At 58.4% G+C, this 14,977-nt stretch carries 11 protein-coding genes; 6 read left to right on the top strand and 5 right to left on the bottom strand.

Annotated features, from left to right (window positions below; all coding sequences use genetic code 11):
• The first annotated feature begins 1 nt into the window (after position 1).
• The gene (gene gcvP / locus ACP7B1_RS23885; RefSeq protein ID WP_346307559.1) at positions 2–2,800 is read left to right on the top strand and encodes an aminomethyl-transferring glycine dehydrogenase; all 2,799 of its coding nucleotides are present in this window, start codon (positions 2–4) and stop codon (positions 2,798–2,800) included.
• 40 nt (positions 2,801–2,840) lie between these two features.
• Here gcvP and ACP7B1_RS23880 read toward each other — a convergent pair whose 3' ends face one another.
• Entirely contained in the window at positions 2,841–3,905 is a 1,065-nt protein-coding gene (locus ACP7B1_RS23880; protein ID WP_346307560.1) for a nucleotidyltransferase domain-containing protein, read from the bottom strand.
• Between the two features lie 267 nt (positions 3,906–4,172).
• Between ACP7B1_RS23880 and ACP7B1_RS23875 the strand changes: the two genes are divergently transcribed.
• The 5 genes from ACP7B1_RS23875 to ACP7B1_RS23855 all read left to right on the top strand — a co-directional run bounded on the left by ACP7B1_RS23875 (position 4,173) and on the right by ACP7B1_RS23855 (position 12,964).
• Entirely contained in the window at positions 4,173–5,462 is a 1,290-nt protein-coding gene (locus ACP7B1_RS23875; RefSeq protein WP_346307561.1) for an amidohydrolase family protein, read from the top strand.
• 277 nt (positions 5,463–5,739) lie between these two features.
• On the top strand, positions 5,740–7,215 hold the full coding sequence (locus ACP7B1_RS23870) for an MFS transporter (protein ID WP_346307562.1): 1,476 nt from the start codon (positions 5,740–5,742) through the stop codon (positions 7,213–7,215).
• Positions 7,216–7,324: 109 nt separating this feature from the next.
• Complete coding sequence (locus tag ACP7B1_RS23865; protein ID WP_426137380.1) at positions 7,325–8,542, top strand: PLP-dependent aminotransferase family protein; 1,218 nt, start codon at positions 7,325–7,327, stop codon at positions 8,540–8,542.
• A 508-nt stretch (positions 8,543–9,050) separates the two neighbouring features.
• On the top strand, positions 9,051–11,540 hold the full coding sequence (locus ACP7B1_RS23860; RefSeq protein WP_426137379.1) for a DNA translocase FtsK: 2,490 nt from the start codon (positions 9,051–9,053) through the stop codon (positions 11,538–11,540).
• A 134-nt stretch (positions 11,541–11,674) separates the two neighbouring features.
• Positions 11,675–12,964 carry an Hsp70 family protein gene (locus ACP7B1_RS23855; RefSeq protein WP_346307565.1) on the top strand — a complete coding sequence of 430 codons (1,290 nt, stop codon included), beginning with the start codon at positions 11,675–11,677 and terminating at the stop codon, positions 12,962–12,964.
• Between the two features lie 27 nt (positions 12,965–12,991).
• Here ACP7B1_RS23855 and ACP7B1_RS23850 read toward each other — a convergent pair whose 3' ends face one another.
• The 4 genes from ACP7B1_RS23850 to ACP7B1_RS23835 form a co-directional block, all read right to left on the bottom strand.
• Entirely contained in the window at positions 12,992–13,285 is a 294-nt protein-coding gene (locus ACP7B1_RS23850) for a hypothetical protein (RefSeq protein WP_346307566.1), read from the bottom strand.
• A 193-nt stretch (positions 13,286–13,478) separates the two neighbouring features.
• On the bottom strand, positions 13,479–13,772 hold the full coding sequence (locus ACP7B1_RS23845; RefSeq protein ID WP_223616087.1) for a YkgJ family cysteine cluster protein: 294 nt from the start codon (positions 13,770–13,772) through the stop codon (positions 13,479–13,481).
• Between the two features lie 5 nt (positions 13,773–13,777).
• Positions 13,778–13,954 (bottom strand): hypothetical protein, encoded by a 177-nt coding sequence (locus ACP7B1_RS23840; protein ID WP_346307567.1) that lies wholly within the window; start codon positions 13,952–13,954, stop codon positions 13,778–13,780.
• 152 nt (positions 13,955–14,106) lie between these two features.
• A complete protein-coding gene (locus ACP7B1_RS23835) occupies positions 14,107–14,952 on the bottom strand; it encodes a TetR family transcriptional regulator (protein ID WP_346307568.1) in 846 nt (281 codons plus the stop codon).
• Between the last annotated feature and the right edge of the window lie 25 nt (positions 14,953–14,977).

The following is a 14,977-nucleotide window of genomic DNA, read 5'->3' as shown; positions in this document are numbered from 1 at the left end:
GATGAAAGACACCATATTCCCGTTCGCTGACCGCCATATCGGTCCGAGCATACAAGGCTCCCGCGCTATGCTGGCGGCTCTTGGCATTCCGTCGCTGGAAACTTTGATTGCGCAGGCTGTGCCAAAATCCATCCGGCTTGAACGGCCGCTTGACATTCCTGCAGCCGTCAATGAGTCGGAAGCTTTGGCCGAGCTTGCCGCTAAGATGAGCCAGAACAAGACTCACAAGAGCTTTATCGGTCAGGGTTATCACGGCACCCATGTACCCGCCGTTATCCTGCGCAATCTGTTTGAAAATCCGGCTTGGTATACTGCCTATACACCGTATCAGTCGGAAATCAGCCAGGGTCGCCTGGAACTCCTGTTCCACTTCCAGACGCTGGTGACGGAACTGACCGGTTTGCCCGTTGCATCCGCTTCGCTTCTGGATGAGGCGACGGCCGTTGCGGAAGCCGTCGGCATCGCCTATCGCCATCATCGCGAGAAGCGCACCCGCATTGTGATCGCCGGTGCCCTGCACCCGCAGACCGTCGATGTGGTCAAGACCCGCGCCGAGCCGCTGGGCATGACCGTGGATGAAGGCGAGATCGATGCCAGCGTTGCAGCGATCATCGTTCCATGGCCGGACACATTCGGTGTCTATGGTGACCATGCTTCGGTCATTCAGGCGGCCAAGGCCGCTGGTGTGCTGGTGATCGCCGTGGCGGATCCGCTGGCCCTGACAATCACCGCTCCGCCTGCCAAGGCCGGTGTCGATATTGCTGCCGGTTCCATGCAGCGCTTTGGTGTGCCGATCGGTTATGGCGGCCCGCATGCCGCTTACCTTGCCGTCAGCGAAACGCTGACCCGGCTTATTCCCGGCCGTCTTGTCGGTCAGTCCGTCGACAGCAAGGGGCGGGCCGGCTATCGCCTTGCCCTGCAGACGCGCGAGCAGCATATCCGCCGCGACAAGGCGACGTCCAACATCTGCACCGCGCAGGCACTGCTGGCCAATATGGCGGTGTCCTATGCCATCTGGCATGGTCCGCAGGGGCTTCAGGCCATCGCCCGCCGCGTGCATGCCCAGGCGGCCCGTTTGGCCGCTGCGCTGACAGGGGCGGGCCTTTCCATCGCCGGATCGCATTTCTTCGATACGGTTACGGTCACTGTTCCCGGCAAAGCCGCCTCCATTGCAGCGGAGGCTGAAAGCGGCGGACGTCTGCTGCGCATTGTCGATCAGGACCGCCTCGGCATCACGGTGGATGAAACGACATCGGAAGATGACCTGAAGGCTCTCTCTGCGCTTTTCGGTGCCGATCTGCCTGCGGAAGCAAAGGCAACATTGCCCGGCGAAAGGCAGGCCGAGGGTTTCATGACCCAGGCCGTTTTCCATCAGCAGCGCTCGGAAACCGAGATGATGCGTTTCCTGCGCCGTCTGGCGGACAAGGACCTGGCGCTCGACCGGGCCATGATCCCGCTCGGCTCGTGCACGATGAAGCTCAACGCTGCCGCCGAAATGCTGCCGGTCAGCTGGAACAGCGTTGCCAATGTGCATCCATTTGCTCCTGCCGACCATGCGCTTGGCTACAAGGCGATGACGGACGATCTGGAAGCATGGTTGTCCGAGATCACCGGCTTCGATGCGGTTTCATTGCAGCCCAATGCCGGCAGCCAGGGTGAATATGCCGGTCTCCTGGCCATTCGCCGTTATCATCTGGATCGGGGCGATGCGCATCGTGATATCTGCCTCATCCCGGAATCGGCGCATGGCACCAATCCGGCCAGTGCCCATATGGCGGGCATGCGGGTGGTGGTTGTGGCATGTGAAGAGGCTGGCGATATCGATCTTGAGGACCTCAAGGCAAAAGCCGACCAGCACAGCGCCAATCTTGCGGCGCTGATGATCACCTACCCATCGACCCATGGTGTGTTCGAAGAAGGTGTCAAGGATATCTGCGCGGTCATTCACCAGCATGGCGGCCAGGTCTATTTCGATGGCGCCAACCTCAATGCGCTGGTCGGGCTTGCCCGTCCCGGCGATATCGGTGCCGACGTCTGCCATATGAACCTGCACAAGACCTTCTGCATTCCCCATGGCGGCGGCGGGCCGGGTGTTGGTCCGATCGGCGTGAAGAAGCATCTTGCGCCATTCCTGCCCGGCCACGTGGCCAAGGGATCGCAGCACGCGGTTTCAGCGGCTCCGTTCGGCAGCGCATCCATTCTCCCCATCACGTGGATGTATATCCGTATGATGGGCGGGGTGGGCCTCAAGCGTGCAACCGAGATGGCTATTCTCAACGCCAACTACATTGCGGAGCGGCTGAAGGGCCACTATCCCGTGCTGTTCACGGGACAGAACGGCCGCGTGGCGCATGAGTGTATTCTCGATACCCGCGTGCTGAAGGACAGTGCCGGGATCAGCGTCGAGGATATCGCCAAGCGCCTCATCGATTACGGCTTCCACGCCCCGACCATGTCCTGGCCGATTGCCGGTACGCTGATGGTCGAGCCGACGGAATCGGAATCCAAGCGCGAGATCGACCGCTTCTGTGATGCAATGATCCTCATTGCCGGGGAAGCGGAGAAGGTTGCCAGTGGCGTCTGGCCGCGTGACGACAACCCGCTCGTCAATGCACCGCACCCATCCGGTGATGTGCTGGCCGATGACTGGTCGCATCCTTACACCCGTAGGGAAGCCAGCCTGCCGGCAGGCGAGAGCGAAGAGAACCCGAAATACTGGCCGCCGGTGTCGCGCATCGATAACGTCGCCGGGGATCGCAATCTCGTCTGCGCCTGCCCGCCCATGCAGGCCTACAGCTAAAATAGAGCGCCCCTTCCGGATCATCCGGGAGGGGCTTTTTTTACCAGTTCGGCGTCAAGCTCAGAGCTTCGCCGACATCACCATCGGGCGTCGGCTCAAGTTCCGGTGCCAGTTGCCGCAACGCCAGGGGGAGCGCCTGCAGGTCCTTCGCCTCGAAGGACAGGTGCGGCAGTCTTGCCCGGATCAGCCCGGCAACGGTTTTTGCCTGCAGTTCATCGCGTATACGTTTGGCGGCATCGCGGTCGCTGCGGCGCGACAACCACAGTTTGTGCAAGGCAAAGGCACGCGGATCGGGGCAGGTATAGTCCAGCGGATAGCCTTTTTCATCGATGACGACGGTCGAGGTTTTCGGACTGTTAACCAGCCATGTCAGGCCTTCGATCTCGATTGCCTGCAGGTCCTCATCATCGGTGCTGAAGCGCGCTTTCTCCCGCGTCGACATGCGGTCCTTTGGCGTTGGCTTGATCAGGTCGACGAGAAAGCCGTCGCGATTGGCGGCGCGATACCCATTTCTCGCCAGCGGTGCAAAGGAATGATCGATTTTTTGCAAAAGCCCGATCAAACCCTTGTGGGAAAAATCCTTGCTGATCAGCCGCAGGCTGAACCGGGAGTCGAACAGCAGGTCAACATCCTGGGTCGATAAGAGCCCGCCGGTAATCTGGACACCGGCCATGCGTTCATAGGCAAAGAGCGCATTTGTGCCGACGACATCGACCGCCGTGCCGATCAATCCGGATTTTCCGAGCGCGCGGATGATGCGTGCTGTCAGAAGCGGCACCCGGCCCAAAGCCATGGCACGGTTGACGGGGGCGAGCTCATCCAACCGTCTTGCCAGGCGGGAAACACGGGTCTTGGCGCTTTCACGCCCCGTATGAAACTGCCCGAAGATCACTTCCGTTTCGGGGGAGCGGGGCCCAAGGGATTTCCAGATGCCCTGTGTCTTCTTGTAAAGATAATCCTTGTCGTTCGTGCTTTTCTTCCACGACATTGATCCGGAAAAACGCTGTTCATACTCCTTCAGACTGGTCCGGTAGACATCGTAGGCCTGTTCCGTATCAATGAGCTGGCGTATTTGATCTGAAGATAATTCTCTGAATTTGCTCATTTTATCCCCAAATCTTGCATTGTTGGCAGTGGAAGGGATAATACACCGGTAAAACTAAATTAGAAAGTTGATATTCAAAGGATTATCCCTATTATATAATTTTTCCATTAGAATAGGGATAATCCGTTGTCCTTCAATAACTAACGTGAGTTGAATGCGCCTGTGTCAATCGCAGTTTCCTGCAGTGCTGTTTACCCGTTGCAGCTATCCGGTGTTTGCCTGTTAATGTAGAGACAGTGCAACCGGCAAAGCAGTCAAAGAGGTTCCATGTTCGATCTGAAAGTTACCAACGCAACCTTGCCTGACGGCCGTACAGGTCTCGATATCGGTGTGCAATCCGGCCGCATTGTTGCGGTTGGCGTCAATCTCGGCGGGGAGGCGGGGGAGACGATCGATGCCGGCGGTCTTCTGGTTTCGCCTCCCTTTGTCGATAGTCACTTTCATATGGATGCAACGCTGTCGCTCGGTCAACCGCGCCTCAATGAAAGCGGGTTGCTGCTCGATGGAATCCAGATATGGGGTGAATTGAAACCGCTTCTCACCCATGAAGCTGTGATCGAGCGGGCCCTGCGCTATTGCGATCTGGCGGTCACACAGGGGCTGCTGGCGATCCGGACCCATGTGGATATCTGCGACGAGCGCCTGCTGGGCGTTGAAGCGCTGCTCGACGTCAAAAGACAGGTTGCACCCTATATCGACCTGCAACTGGTGGCTTTCCCGCAGGACGGTTATTACCGCTATCCGGGTGCCATCGACCTGCTCAAACGGGCGCTTGATCTCGGCGTCGATGTGGTTGGCGGTATTCCGCATTTCGAGCGCACCATGGCCGATGGCGCAGCGAGTGTCAAAGCCCTCTGCGAGATTGCGGCGGATCGCGGCCTGATGATCGATCTGCACTGTGACGAGACCGATGATCCGATGTCACGGCATATCGAAATACTGGCCTATGAAACACGGCGCCTCGGTCTTGGCGGCCGCTCGACGGGGTCGCATCTGACCTCGATGCATTCGATGGACAATTACTACGTCAGCAAGCTTTTGCCGTTGATTGCAGAGGCCGGCGTGGCGGCGATTGCCAATCCGCTGATCAATATCGGCATCCAGGGTCGTCACGACACCTATCCGAAGCGTCGGGGCATGACCCGGGTGCCGGAGCTTCTGGCCCATGGCGTTACCGTTGCCTTCGGCCACGATTGCGTGATGGACCCCTGGTATTCACTCGGCCAGGCTGACATGCTTGACGTTGCCAGCATGGGTCTACACGTGGCGCAGATGACGAGCCGCAGCGCCATGCGCCAATGTTTTGCCGCGGTTACCACCGAGCCTGCCAGGATACTCAATTTGAACGGTTATGGTCTTGATGTGGGTTGCAAGGCAGACATGGTGCTGCTGCAGGCTGCCGATGCAATCGAAGCAATCCGCCTCAAGGCAACGCGGCTTGCCGTCATCAAGGCAGGCAAGGTCATTGCGCGCACGCCGAAACGGATCAGCACACTCGCTTTGGACCGGCGTCCCGCTATGGTTGATCCCGCAAGCTACGCGCCCTTCATTCACTAAGGATGATGTGAGTTCCATAAGACAGATTATGCGATTTTGATCGGCAACCTGGGTGGGTTCTATTTCGAAGTGCACCGTCGTTCAGGCTTGTTTCCAAAATACGCGCTCTGTTTCGGACGATTATTTTGTACCAGGTACAATGAATCACGAGATTGTATATGGATATCGCATAATCGCGGGTTTATGTCGGTGGTCGTTTCCCCACGGCCAGCCGCCGTTTGCAAATCCGCGACATTTTCTTTCCGATGTGTACGCGCTACCGAGAGCGAACCCGACCATGTCGGACCAAATCAGTCAGGCCTCCCAGGCCCGGCCACGAACGATCAAAACGCCTGACAACAAAACAACGGGTCCGAACTTCCGCACCATAGCGCTTATCATTGCCAGCGCCATGTTCATGGAACAGCTCGACGCGACGGTGCTGGCAACGGCGTTGCCGACCATGGCACGCGATTTTGGCGTTCAGCCACCTGCCATGAGCCTGGCGCTCACCTCCTATCTCCTCAGTCTCGCCATCTTCATCCCGGCGAGTGGCAAGATTGCCGACCGGTTCGGATCCCGCACTGTTTTCAGTGCGGCAATCGCGGTTTTCGTCTTTGGTTCGATCCTTTGTGCGCAGGCTCCGGATCTGCGCTTTCTCGTTCTCGCGCGCATCATTCAGGGCCTTGGCGGTGCAATGATGATGCCGGTTGGCCGCCTCGTACTGATGCGCAGCGTCGCGCGCAAGGATCTTGTTTCAGCGATGTCCTGGCTGCTGGTTCCCGCGCTTGTCGGGCCCATTCTCGGGCCGCCCGTGGGCGGGCTGATTGTCACCTATTTCGACTGGCGTTGGATTTTCTACATCAATGTGCCGATCGGCTGCATTGGTTTCATTCTTGTCAGGCGCTTCATCGAAGAGGTGAAGGGGGTGTCCGACGGTCCCTTTGATTTTCTTGGTCTTTTCCTTTCCGGCATTTCACTCGGCTCTCTCCTCTTCGGTTTCGAAATGGCAAGCCGCCCGGGTGAAGGTGAAATGGCAGCTGTTCTTGTCGCTGTGGGGATGGTTTTCGGTGCGGGTTATCTCGCACATGCCAAGCGGCATCCCTCCCCCATTCTCGATTTCTCGCTCATGCGCGTCAGCAGTTTCAGCACGTCTGTCATCGCCGGCTCGCTGACCCGCATCACCCAGGGGGCGCAGCCGTTCCTGCTGCCCCTGATGCTGCAGCTCGGCTTCGGATTTTCTGCGGCGCGCGCGGGCGGCATCGTTGTCGCCACGGCGCTGGGCTCTATGATGATGAAGGCCGTTGCACCGAAAATCCTGCGGCGCTTCGGTTTCCGCGCCAGCCTTATCGTCAATGGCCTCATTGCGACGTTTGGTTACGCCCTTTGTGCAGCCTTCCGGCCGGACTGGCCCCTGCCCCTTATCTTCTCTGTCCTGCTGTGCTGCGGGTTCTTCATGTCGTTCCAGTTCACTGCCTACAACACGATTGCCTATGATGAGATCGGACGGGAACGCATGAGTTCTGCCACCAGTTTCTATACGACATTCCAGCAGCTCATGTTGTCGCTCGGTATTTGCGTCGGCGCACTGGCCCTTTCGGGTTCAATGCTGCTGAGAAGTCACGCGACGCCGGAGCTTGGTGACTTCTCGGCGGCGTTTCTTGTTGTAACGGCGATTTCGCTGACCGCAACAATCTGGAATCTCCGCTTCTCGCAATCGGCAGGCGCCGACATCAGCGGCCACACGAAAATGGTCAAGGCTCCCGGCGAATGAAGTTGTGCGGCGGTAGCCCGTGCAAAACAACGGCAATCGATATGTCAGTATTGTTGACATATCGGCTGTTTTACGGTGCTATGCGCCGACAAACAGCTGGGAGGAAGAAATGGGCGATTGGGATGCTCTGTACGCAACACGCACCAAAAATATGCGTGCGTCCGAGATACGTGAACTGTTGAAACTGCTTGATCAGCCGGACATCATTTCCTTTGCCGGCGGTATTCCGGACCCTGCTCTTTTTCCCAAGGAAGCGATACGGGAAGCCTATGAGGCTGTTCTCAGCAAGAATGCTGACGTCGCGCTGCAATATTCCGTGAGTGAGGGATATCGCCCGCTGCGCGAATGGCTGGTGCAGCACATGGCGTCGCTCGGCGTGCCCTGCACGATCGACAACATCATCATCACCACGGGCTCGCAACAGGCACTGGACTACCTCGGCAAGCTGTTCATATCACCCGGCGATACGGTGCTCACGACCTGGCCCACCTATCTCGGTGCCCTCCAGGCCTTCAATGCCTATGAGCCGCGCTATGACCGTCTCAACCCCGAACAGGGAAACATGACACCGGCCGCCTATCGTGACGGTGCAAAGGCTGCAGGCGGTGATGTGAAACTCGCCTATCTGACCGCGGATTTCTGTAACCCGACAGGCGAAACAGTCAGCCGGGATGGCCGCATCCGCCTGATTGAGCTGGCGCACGAACTCGACATACCGCTGATCGAAGATGCGGCCTATCAGGCCTTGCGGTTCGATGGAGAGCCCGTGCCGTCGATGCTTGCCCTCGATTGCGAACGGGAGGGGCATATCGACCGCACGCGTGTGGTCTACTCCGGCAGTTTCTCCAAGACCCTTACGCCCGGCTTGCGCGTCGGCTGGATTTGCGCTGCACAGCCTGTGATTGCCAAGCTGGTCCTGATCAAACAGGCTGCCGATCTGCACAGCCCGACCATCAATCAGATGACAATCCATCACGTGGCGTCCCGGGATTTCGACAAGCAGGTCGAGAAGGTGCGCAACAGCTACCGCCAGCGCCGCGACTATATGCTCGATGCCCTTGCCCGTTTCATGCCGCCAGGCGTGACGTGGACAAAGCCGGAGGGCGGCATGTTTGTCTGGGTCACCTTGCCGGAAGGCATGGACGGCGCAGGGCTCCTCGCGCAAGCGCTGCAAAAGGTGCGCGTGGCGTTCGTTCCCGGCTTTGCATTCCATGCGGACGGGACCGGCAAGAATACCATCCGGCTCAACTTCTCCTTGCCCAACAAGGATGCGATCGAAACCGGGATTTCCCGTCTCGGCAAGCTGATTGCCGAAGAAGCCGCCTGACGGCTCGCACTGATACATGACAAACAACGCAGCCTGATCTCAAACGGGCTGCTTTTTTGTTATCCGGGGCGTGCCTGCGCACATGCCCTGCGTCGATCCGGGCCGTCGCTGCCCCTGTCAGGAGGCGGCAACAGGGAGAGCGTTTGCAGCCATCAGTAGCAACTTATTAACCTTCATTTTCTATTCGATTAGGCAAGTTTACGAGCAACATCCAATCGCTTCGCTTGCAGGTATCATGCGTATTCCAAGAACAAATTTCTCAATGAAGTCAGACGATTACGTAGACGAATATGGCGATGCGCACGAATCGCCAGCGTCTGCACAGCCGCCTTTGGCACAAAAGCCCCCGGTACCGGAGGCAGTGCAACCGCCAGCTCCGACTCAGGCGGCTCGAAATAGTGTGCCAAACGGTTCGGGAAACACGCGTACTCCTGCTGCTTCGCCCTATGAGCCGGTCTCAACCCGACGTTCTATCGAGGCGCCCGCTTCAACCACGCCCAGCGGCGGGATGCGCGCGCCTGCACGTGCGCCGATCACACTTGAGCCGGATACGGATCCCACGGCTCCCATTTCGAAGCGGATGTTCTCCCTGTCGGCCAATGTGCGTTTCACCCGCACCCCCGATACCGTTCTGCAAAAACACCGCAACGGGGCCGAAAGCGCAACGCCGGCACCTGCTCCCAAAGTGGAAAGGCCGATTGCCGCGCCAAAGGCGGCCATCCCGGCCCCAACCCCGAAGATTCCTGCTGTCGCGCCGGCGGCTCCCAAGCCGGTTGCTGGCGAGACTGCTCTTCGCAAGGCCCCTGCCCCGGCGCAGTCTGGTTTGCCGCGGACCCCGGCATTCGTCACAAATTATGCACCGGCGGTCGTCACGCATGCACCAGCCGCCCCCGTTGCACGTGAGGCCCGACCAAGCCTGCAAACAAGCGGTGCGCAGCCAATTCCACAAAAATCCGGAACGCTGGATTATCTCTCGGATTATGCATTCTGGGAATCGATGGAGTTCTCGGGCGGCTTTGTTGCTACCCCCGCAGCCTCTGCATCGAAGGCTGTACGCAAGATCGCACCCGATGCCATTACCGCGCTGTTCCGTGTTGTCGAGCTCCGGCAGCCGCGGGCCACCACCGCTCCTGAGACCACAGTGCCCGCAGCGCCGGCTCCTTTGCCTGCCGCACCGGTTATTCCGGTTGCACCAGCGGCCGTTGCAGCTGCCGCCCGGCAGCGCCAGGCGGATCCGGTCGTGGAAAGCGCCGCGGTTGTGAATCCGGCGATTGATGTGCAAGAGGAAGTGACCCTTATTCCCGCTGCGGTGGCACCATTACCGCCGGAAGAAGCGGCCGCTGAAGAAAAGCCGTCACGGCTGCAGGTAACGGTGCGGCAGGAGAAGCCCGCTATCGTGCCGACCCGCCTTACACCGCTTGCCGTACAATCCTATGGCGAGATGTATGAGCGCCCGCCGTTGTCGTTGCTACAGGAACCGGCGGAACGCGCGGAAGTGATCATTACGCAGGAAGCGCTGGAACAGAATGCCGGACTTCTTGAAAGCGTGCTTGAGGATTTCGGCATCCGCGGCGAGATCATTCATGTGCGCCCCGGACCGGTGGTGACGTTGTATGAATTCGAGCCGGCGCCCGGCATCAAGTCCTCTCGCGTGATCGGCCTTGCCGATGATATCGCCCGTTCCATGTCGGCCTTGTCAGCCCGTGTCGCAGTGGTGCCCGGACGTAACGTCATCGGCATTGAACTGCCGAACACGACGCGCGAGACCGTGTACTTCCGCGAAATGATCGCTTCGCCGGATTTCGAGGGCACCAAGCTCAAGCTGGCGCTCTGCCTTGGCAAGACCATTGGCGGTGAGCCGGTTATCGCTGAACTCGCCAAGATGCCGCATCTGCTGGTTGCCGGTACAACAGGTTCGGGCAAGTCGGTTGCGATCAACACCATGATCCTGTCGCTGCTTTACCGGCTGACGCCGGAAGAGTGCCGGCTGATCATGGTCGACCCCAAAATGCTCGAGCTGTCGATCTATGACGGTATTCCGCACCTCCTTACCCCTGTTGTGACCGACCCGAAAAAGGCGGTCATGGCACTGAAGTGGGCGGTACGGGAAATGGAAGACCGCTACCGGAAGATGTCAAAGCTGGGCGTGCGCAATATTGACGGCTTCAATGCCCGCGCTGCCCTCGCCAAGGAAAAGGGCGAGACGGTGATGTGCACCGTCCAGACCGGCTTCGACAAAGGGACGGGCGAGCCCATTCACGAGCAGGAAGTCATGGATCTGACGCCGATGCCCTATATCGTCGTTATCGTCGACGAGATGGCCGACCTGATGATGGTGGCCGGCAAGGACATCGAAGGCGCCATTCAGCGCCTCGCCCAGATGGCTCGTGCTGCGGGTATCCATCTGATCATGGCCACGCAGCGTCCGTCGGTCGATGTCATCACCGGCACGATCAAGGCGAACTTCCCGACCCGTATTTCATTCCAGGTGACCTCGAAGATCGACAGCCGCACGATTCTGGGCGAACAGGGTGCAGAGCAGTTGCTCGGTCAAGGCGATATGCTGCACATGGCGGGCGGCGGGCGCATTTCCCGCGTGCATGGCCCGTTCGTCTCCGACGAGGAAGTCGAGCGCGTGGTCGCGCATTTGAAGGCGCAGGGTCGCCCGGATTATCTCGATACGGTCACTGCCGACGAGAGCGAAGAGGAAGAACCGGAAGCGGAAACCGGCGGAGCGGTTTTCGATAAGGGAGCTGTTGCGGCGGAAGACGGCAATGAACTCTACGACCAGGCCGTCAAGGTGGTCATGCGCGACAAGAAGTGCTCCACGTCCTATATCCAGCGGCGTCTGCAGATCGGTTACAACAGAGCTGCATCGCTTGTGGAGCGCATGGAAAAGGAAGGGCTTGTCGGACCGTCCAATCATGTCGGCAAGCGGGAAATTCTCTCGCACAGCCGGGACAATGCCCCGTTCAGCGCTGCAGATAGCGTGGAATAGCCTGTCCGAATAAAACGCACCTTGCGTCTGCACGTTTGCTATGTCATGACGCGCGTCCTTGATCTGGGCGCGCTGGGCCCATTCGACGGGCTTTGTCCCGATTTCTGACATTCATGGCATAAAGGAGCGCGGCAATGGCTCAGGCGCTGGGTTTCGACTTTGGCACAACCAATACGGTTTTGGCATTGGCGGATGGGACAAAGACACGCTCGCTATCCTTCACCAATGCGACCGGCACAGCCGATAGCATGCGCACGGCACTGTCTTTCATGAAGGACCCTCTTGCCGGTGCTGCGGCATTGAAGGTTGAGGCCGGGCATGCGGCGATCCGGCAGTTCATCGATAACCCTGGCGAATGCCGCTTTCTGCAATCGATCAAGACATTTGCCGCGAGTGCCCTCTTCCAGGGCACGCTTGTCTTTGCAAAGCGCCATTCGTTCGAAGATCTGATGGAAATTTTTGTGCGCCGGTTGCGGAGCTATGCCGGTAACGATTGGCCCACGGACGTCAAACGCATCGTGACCGGCCGGCCGGTGCATTTCGCCGGAGCCAATCCGGATCCCGCCTTGGCAACGGCGCGTTACAACGAGGCGCTCACCCGGTTCGGTTTTCCTGAAATCCACTATGTCTACGAGCCGGTGGCTGCGGCTTTCTATTTTGCCCAGAACCTCAAGGCCGATGCGACCGTTCTTGTGGCGGATTTTGGCGGGGGTACGACCGACTATTCGCTCATTCGTTTCGAGACGCACGGCGGAAAGCTCAGCGCAACGCCCATCGGCTATTCCGGTGTCGGCATTGCGGGCGATCATTTCGACTACCGGATGATCGACTGCATCGTCGCTCCGCAGATCGGCAAGGGAAGTTTCTTCAAGAGCTTCGACAAGACGCTCGAAGTCCCGTCCTCCTATTATGCCAATTTCGGCCGGTGGAACCAGTTGTCCATCTTCAAGACATCCCGGGAGTTTTCCGAACTGAAGAAGCTGGTGCGGTCCAGTCTGGAGCCGGAAAAACTTGAGACGTTCGTCGATCTTGTCGACCACGATGAAGGTTATCCACTGTATCAGGCCGTGTCAGCCACCAAGATGGCTCTATCGACCGCCGATGAGGCTGAGTTCAATTTCGAACCGCTCGGTCGCGGCAGCCGCAAGCTTATCAAGCGCAGCCAATTCGAGGGATGGATTGCCGGTGATCTCGCCCGCATCGAAGGCGCACTTGACGATGTCCTTGAACGGACCAACACGGTGGCAGGTGAAATTGACAAAGTGTTCCTGACGGGCGGGACATCGTTTGTCCCAGCCGTGCGACGCATATTCACGGAACGTTTCGCGCAGGACCGGATCGAGACAGGCGGCGAACTACTCTCGATCGCACATGGGCTTGCGCTCATTGGCGAACGCGACGACATCCCGCAGTGGACTGCATAAACGCTGCCCGGCCCTAGTGGCCGGGTATTAGATATCAAATGTGCGCCATGCCGGCTTTGGATCCGCCCCTGGTGTGTGCTCGGCGGTGTTGCAGAAGGTCAGGGGCGTCTTGCCGGCTGCCCTCTGGTAAAATTCTGGATTTGCCGTTGAAGCGGTTATCGTCATGACATCTGGCCATTCGGATTCATATCCAACGGCGGTCGTGGCAATCAGCGCGGCACACAGCGCCAGACTCAACAGATAAATCCGTCCCAGATTTTGCGGTCCTTCGGTGCGTTCCCTTACATATTCCGGTTCACGCTCGACATTGCTTCTATGCATGATGACTCTCCGGATAGTTTGAATTGGATGCAGGCAGTACAGTTCGAAAGGCTGCGGGAGTTACCGCCGCAATCGGGGCAAGTTTTTGACCGATCCGGACACATCGGAATCACATCTTATTGATGGAAATCATGCGGTGAATTTTAACGTCTCCGCACCGCGCTGGATGCGGCATATGTCGCGAGGTCCAAACTCAGAGATTGTGGGCCTTGCGCGCCATGAGGCATTCCGGATCGCCCGGCATGCAGGAGCGGCACACTTCGGGCCGCACGTCGTAAATTCCGCAAGCGGTGGTCTTGCCGATTTCACCAGTCAACGCGGAGCAACGGACACCGACACATCGCATGCCGCTTTCATCACTGGCAACATATTTGGCTGGAATAAGCGCAAGTTGCGCGTCATCTTCCGTGGAAAATCGCGGCCACTGGGATGAGTAGCAGCAACAGGCGCCGCAGGATTGGCAATCAAAAATCTCGCCTGCCTCCATACGTCTTATTTGCCTTTGCGTTTGCGCGCCGGCGGCTTGGACGCCGCATTGAACAGATCACCATCACCCGATCCGATATCGGAAGCCTTCTCAGCGGCATCCGGTTCAATCTTCGCAGGCTTTGCGACCTTTGCCGGAGCTTCGTTCGGCGCGGGTTCCTTGGCGGTAAACTTGATGGCCATGTTCAATCCTCTCGTGTTCGCCCTGATGAGCGATACGGATTGCCAAGCAGACCGACAGCGCAGGAAGGGAGCCGTTGTTTACTCCGTATGCGGCACCGATACTAGGCTTGGGCCCTATTTATCTGGGGAAGCAGCATGAGACAATGGGATGATCAGGATGCCACCAACTGCCTCTTGTTTCTGACGACATGCGCATCAACAGGGATGTCCTTTTTGCGGAAGGAGTCGACAATGGCGGTCATCGTCATTGTCCCGGCCGCGACCAGGTCGAAATTCTTCTCGAGCCGCATCCATTCGAATAGCAGCCCGGACATCGTGCTTTGCAAGGCGCGCGCCGCAATATCCGGATGCCAGGCGGATGACAGCATGCCGCGCTTCTTGGCCAGTGTCGTCAAACGCAACAGCATGTGATGAACCTCGTCGTTGAGCGCACGCAGCCGCTCCAGGACCTGCGCCATTTCACCGACGTACTCACAACGCTGGGTGATGATGGTGAAAACCCGCTGTTTTCTCGGATCACCGGCAAAATTCTCAAGACAATAGATACCGGCATCCAGGGCAATATCGAGAGGGTTGGCGTTCTCGCAATAGATTGCTTTGGTAAGAAGATCGTCCTGTGGCAGTCGCACACGCTCGACGACTTCCTGATAGAGTTCGATCTTGTCCTTGAAGTGGAAATAGATGGCGCCACGCGTCACGCCGGCATGTTCGGCAATCTGGTTCAGGGTTGACCGATTGACACCATGTTCCAAGAAGACAGTCTCCGCGGAATCCAGAATGGCTTCTCGCGTTGCTCCTGCCTCGGCTTTGGTCCTGCGCATAATGCCTCCTTCGCTCGGGTTATCCCTCCGGGGATGCCGGGACGTCGTCAGCGAGCTATCCGATGGCGGCCATTCGTACCGCTGGTTCGATAACCCAAACGTGATCGCGTCCGGTCGATTTTCCGACACAATATCACGCTTTCGTTTATTTACAATCACGGATGTATGTTTGTACATGCACCCAGATATTCCTCGGACAAGC

Source organism: Phyllobacterium sp. SL163, from assembly GCF_049896885.1.
Lineage (GTDB): Bacteria > Pseudomonadota > Alphaproteobacteria > Rhizobiales > Rhizobiaceae > Phyllobacterium > Phyllobacterium calauticae.
The sequence above is the reverse complement of the archived record's forward strand: the minus strand, read 5'-3'. Positions and strand labels throughout refer to the sequence as shown.

What these genes read in the sequence shown, in the direction of transcription:
- gcvP (WP_346307559.1), top strand. Translation starts at nt 2, where the DNA reads ATGAAAGACACCATATTCCCGTTCGCTGACCGCCATATCGGTCCGAGC.
- ACP7B1_RS23880 (WP_346307560.1), bottom strand. Translation starts at nt 3,905, where the DNA reads ATGAGCAAATTCAGAGAATTATCTTCAGATCAAATACGCCAGCTCATT.
- ACP7B1_RS23875 (WP_346307561.1), top strand. Translation starts at nt 4,173, where the DNA reads ATGTTCGATCTGAAAGTTACCAACGCAACCTTGCCTGACGGCCGTACA.
- ACP7B1_RS23870 (WP_346307562.1), top strand. Translation starts at nt 5,740, where the DNA reads ATGTCGGACCAAATCAGTCAGGCCTCCCAGGCCCGGCCACGAACGATC.
- ACP7B1_RS23865 (WP_426137380.1), top strand. Translation starts at nt 7,325, where the DNA reads ATGGGCGATTGGGATGCTCTGTACGCAACACGCACCAAAAATATGCGT.
- ACP7B1_RS23860 (WP_426137379.1), top strand. Translation starts at nt 9,051, where the DNA reads ATGCGCGCGCCTGCACGTGCGCCGATCACACTTGAGCCGGATACGGAT.
- ACP7B1_RS23855 (WP_346307565.1), top strand. Translation starts at nt 11,675, where the DNA reads ATGGCTCAGGCGCTGGGTTTCGACTTTGGCACAACCAATACGGTTTTG.
- ACP7B1_RS23850 (WP_346307566.1), bottom strand. Translation starts at nt 13,285, where the DNA reads ATGCATAGAAGCAATGTCGAGCGTGAACCGGAATATGTAAGGGAACGC.
- ACP7B1_RS23845 (WP_223616087.1), bottom strand. Translation starts at nt 13,772, where the DNA reads ATGGAGGCAGGCGAGATTTTTGATTGCCAATCCTGCGGCGCCTGTTGC.
- ACP7B1_RS23840 (WP_346307567.1), bottom strand. Translation starts at nt 13,954, where the DNA reads ATGGCCATCAAGTTTACCGCCAAGGAACCCGCGCCGAACGAAGCTCCG.
- ACP7B1_RS23835 (WP_346307568.1), bottom strand. Translation starts at nt 14,952, where the DNA reads ATGTACAAACATACATCCGTGATTGTAAATAAACGAAAGCGTGATATT.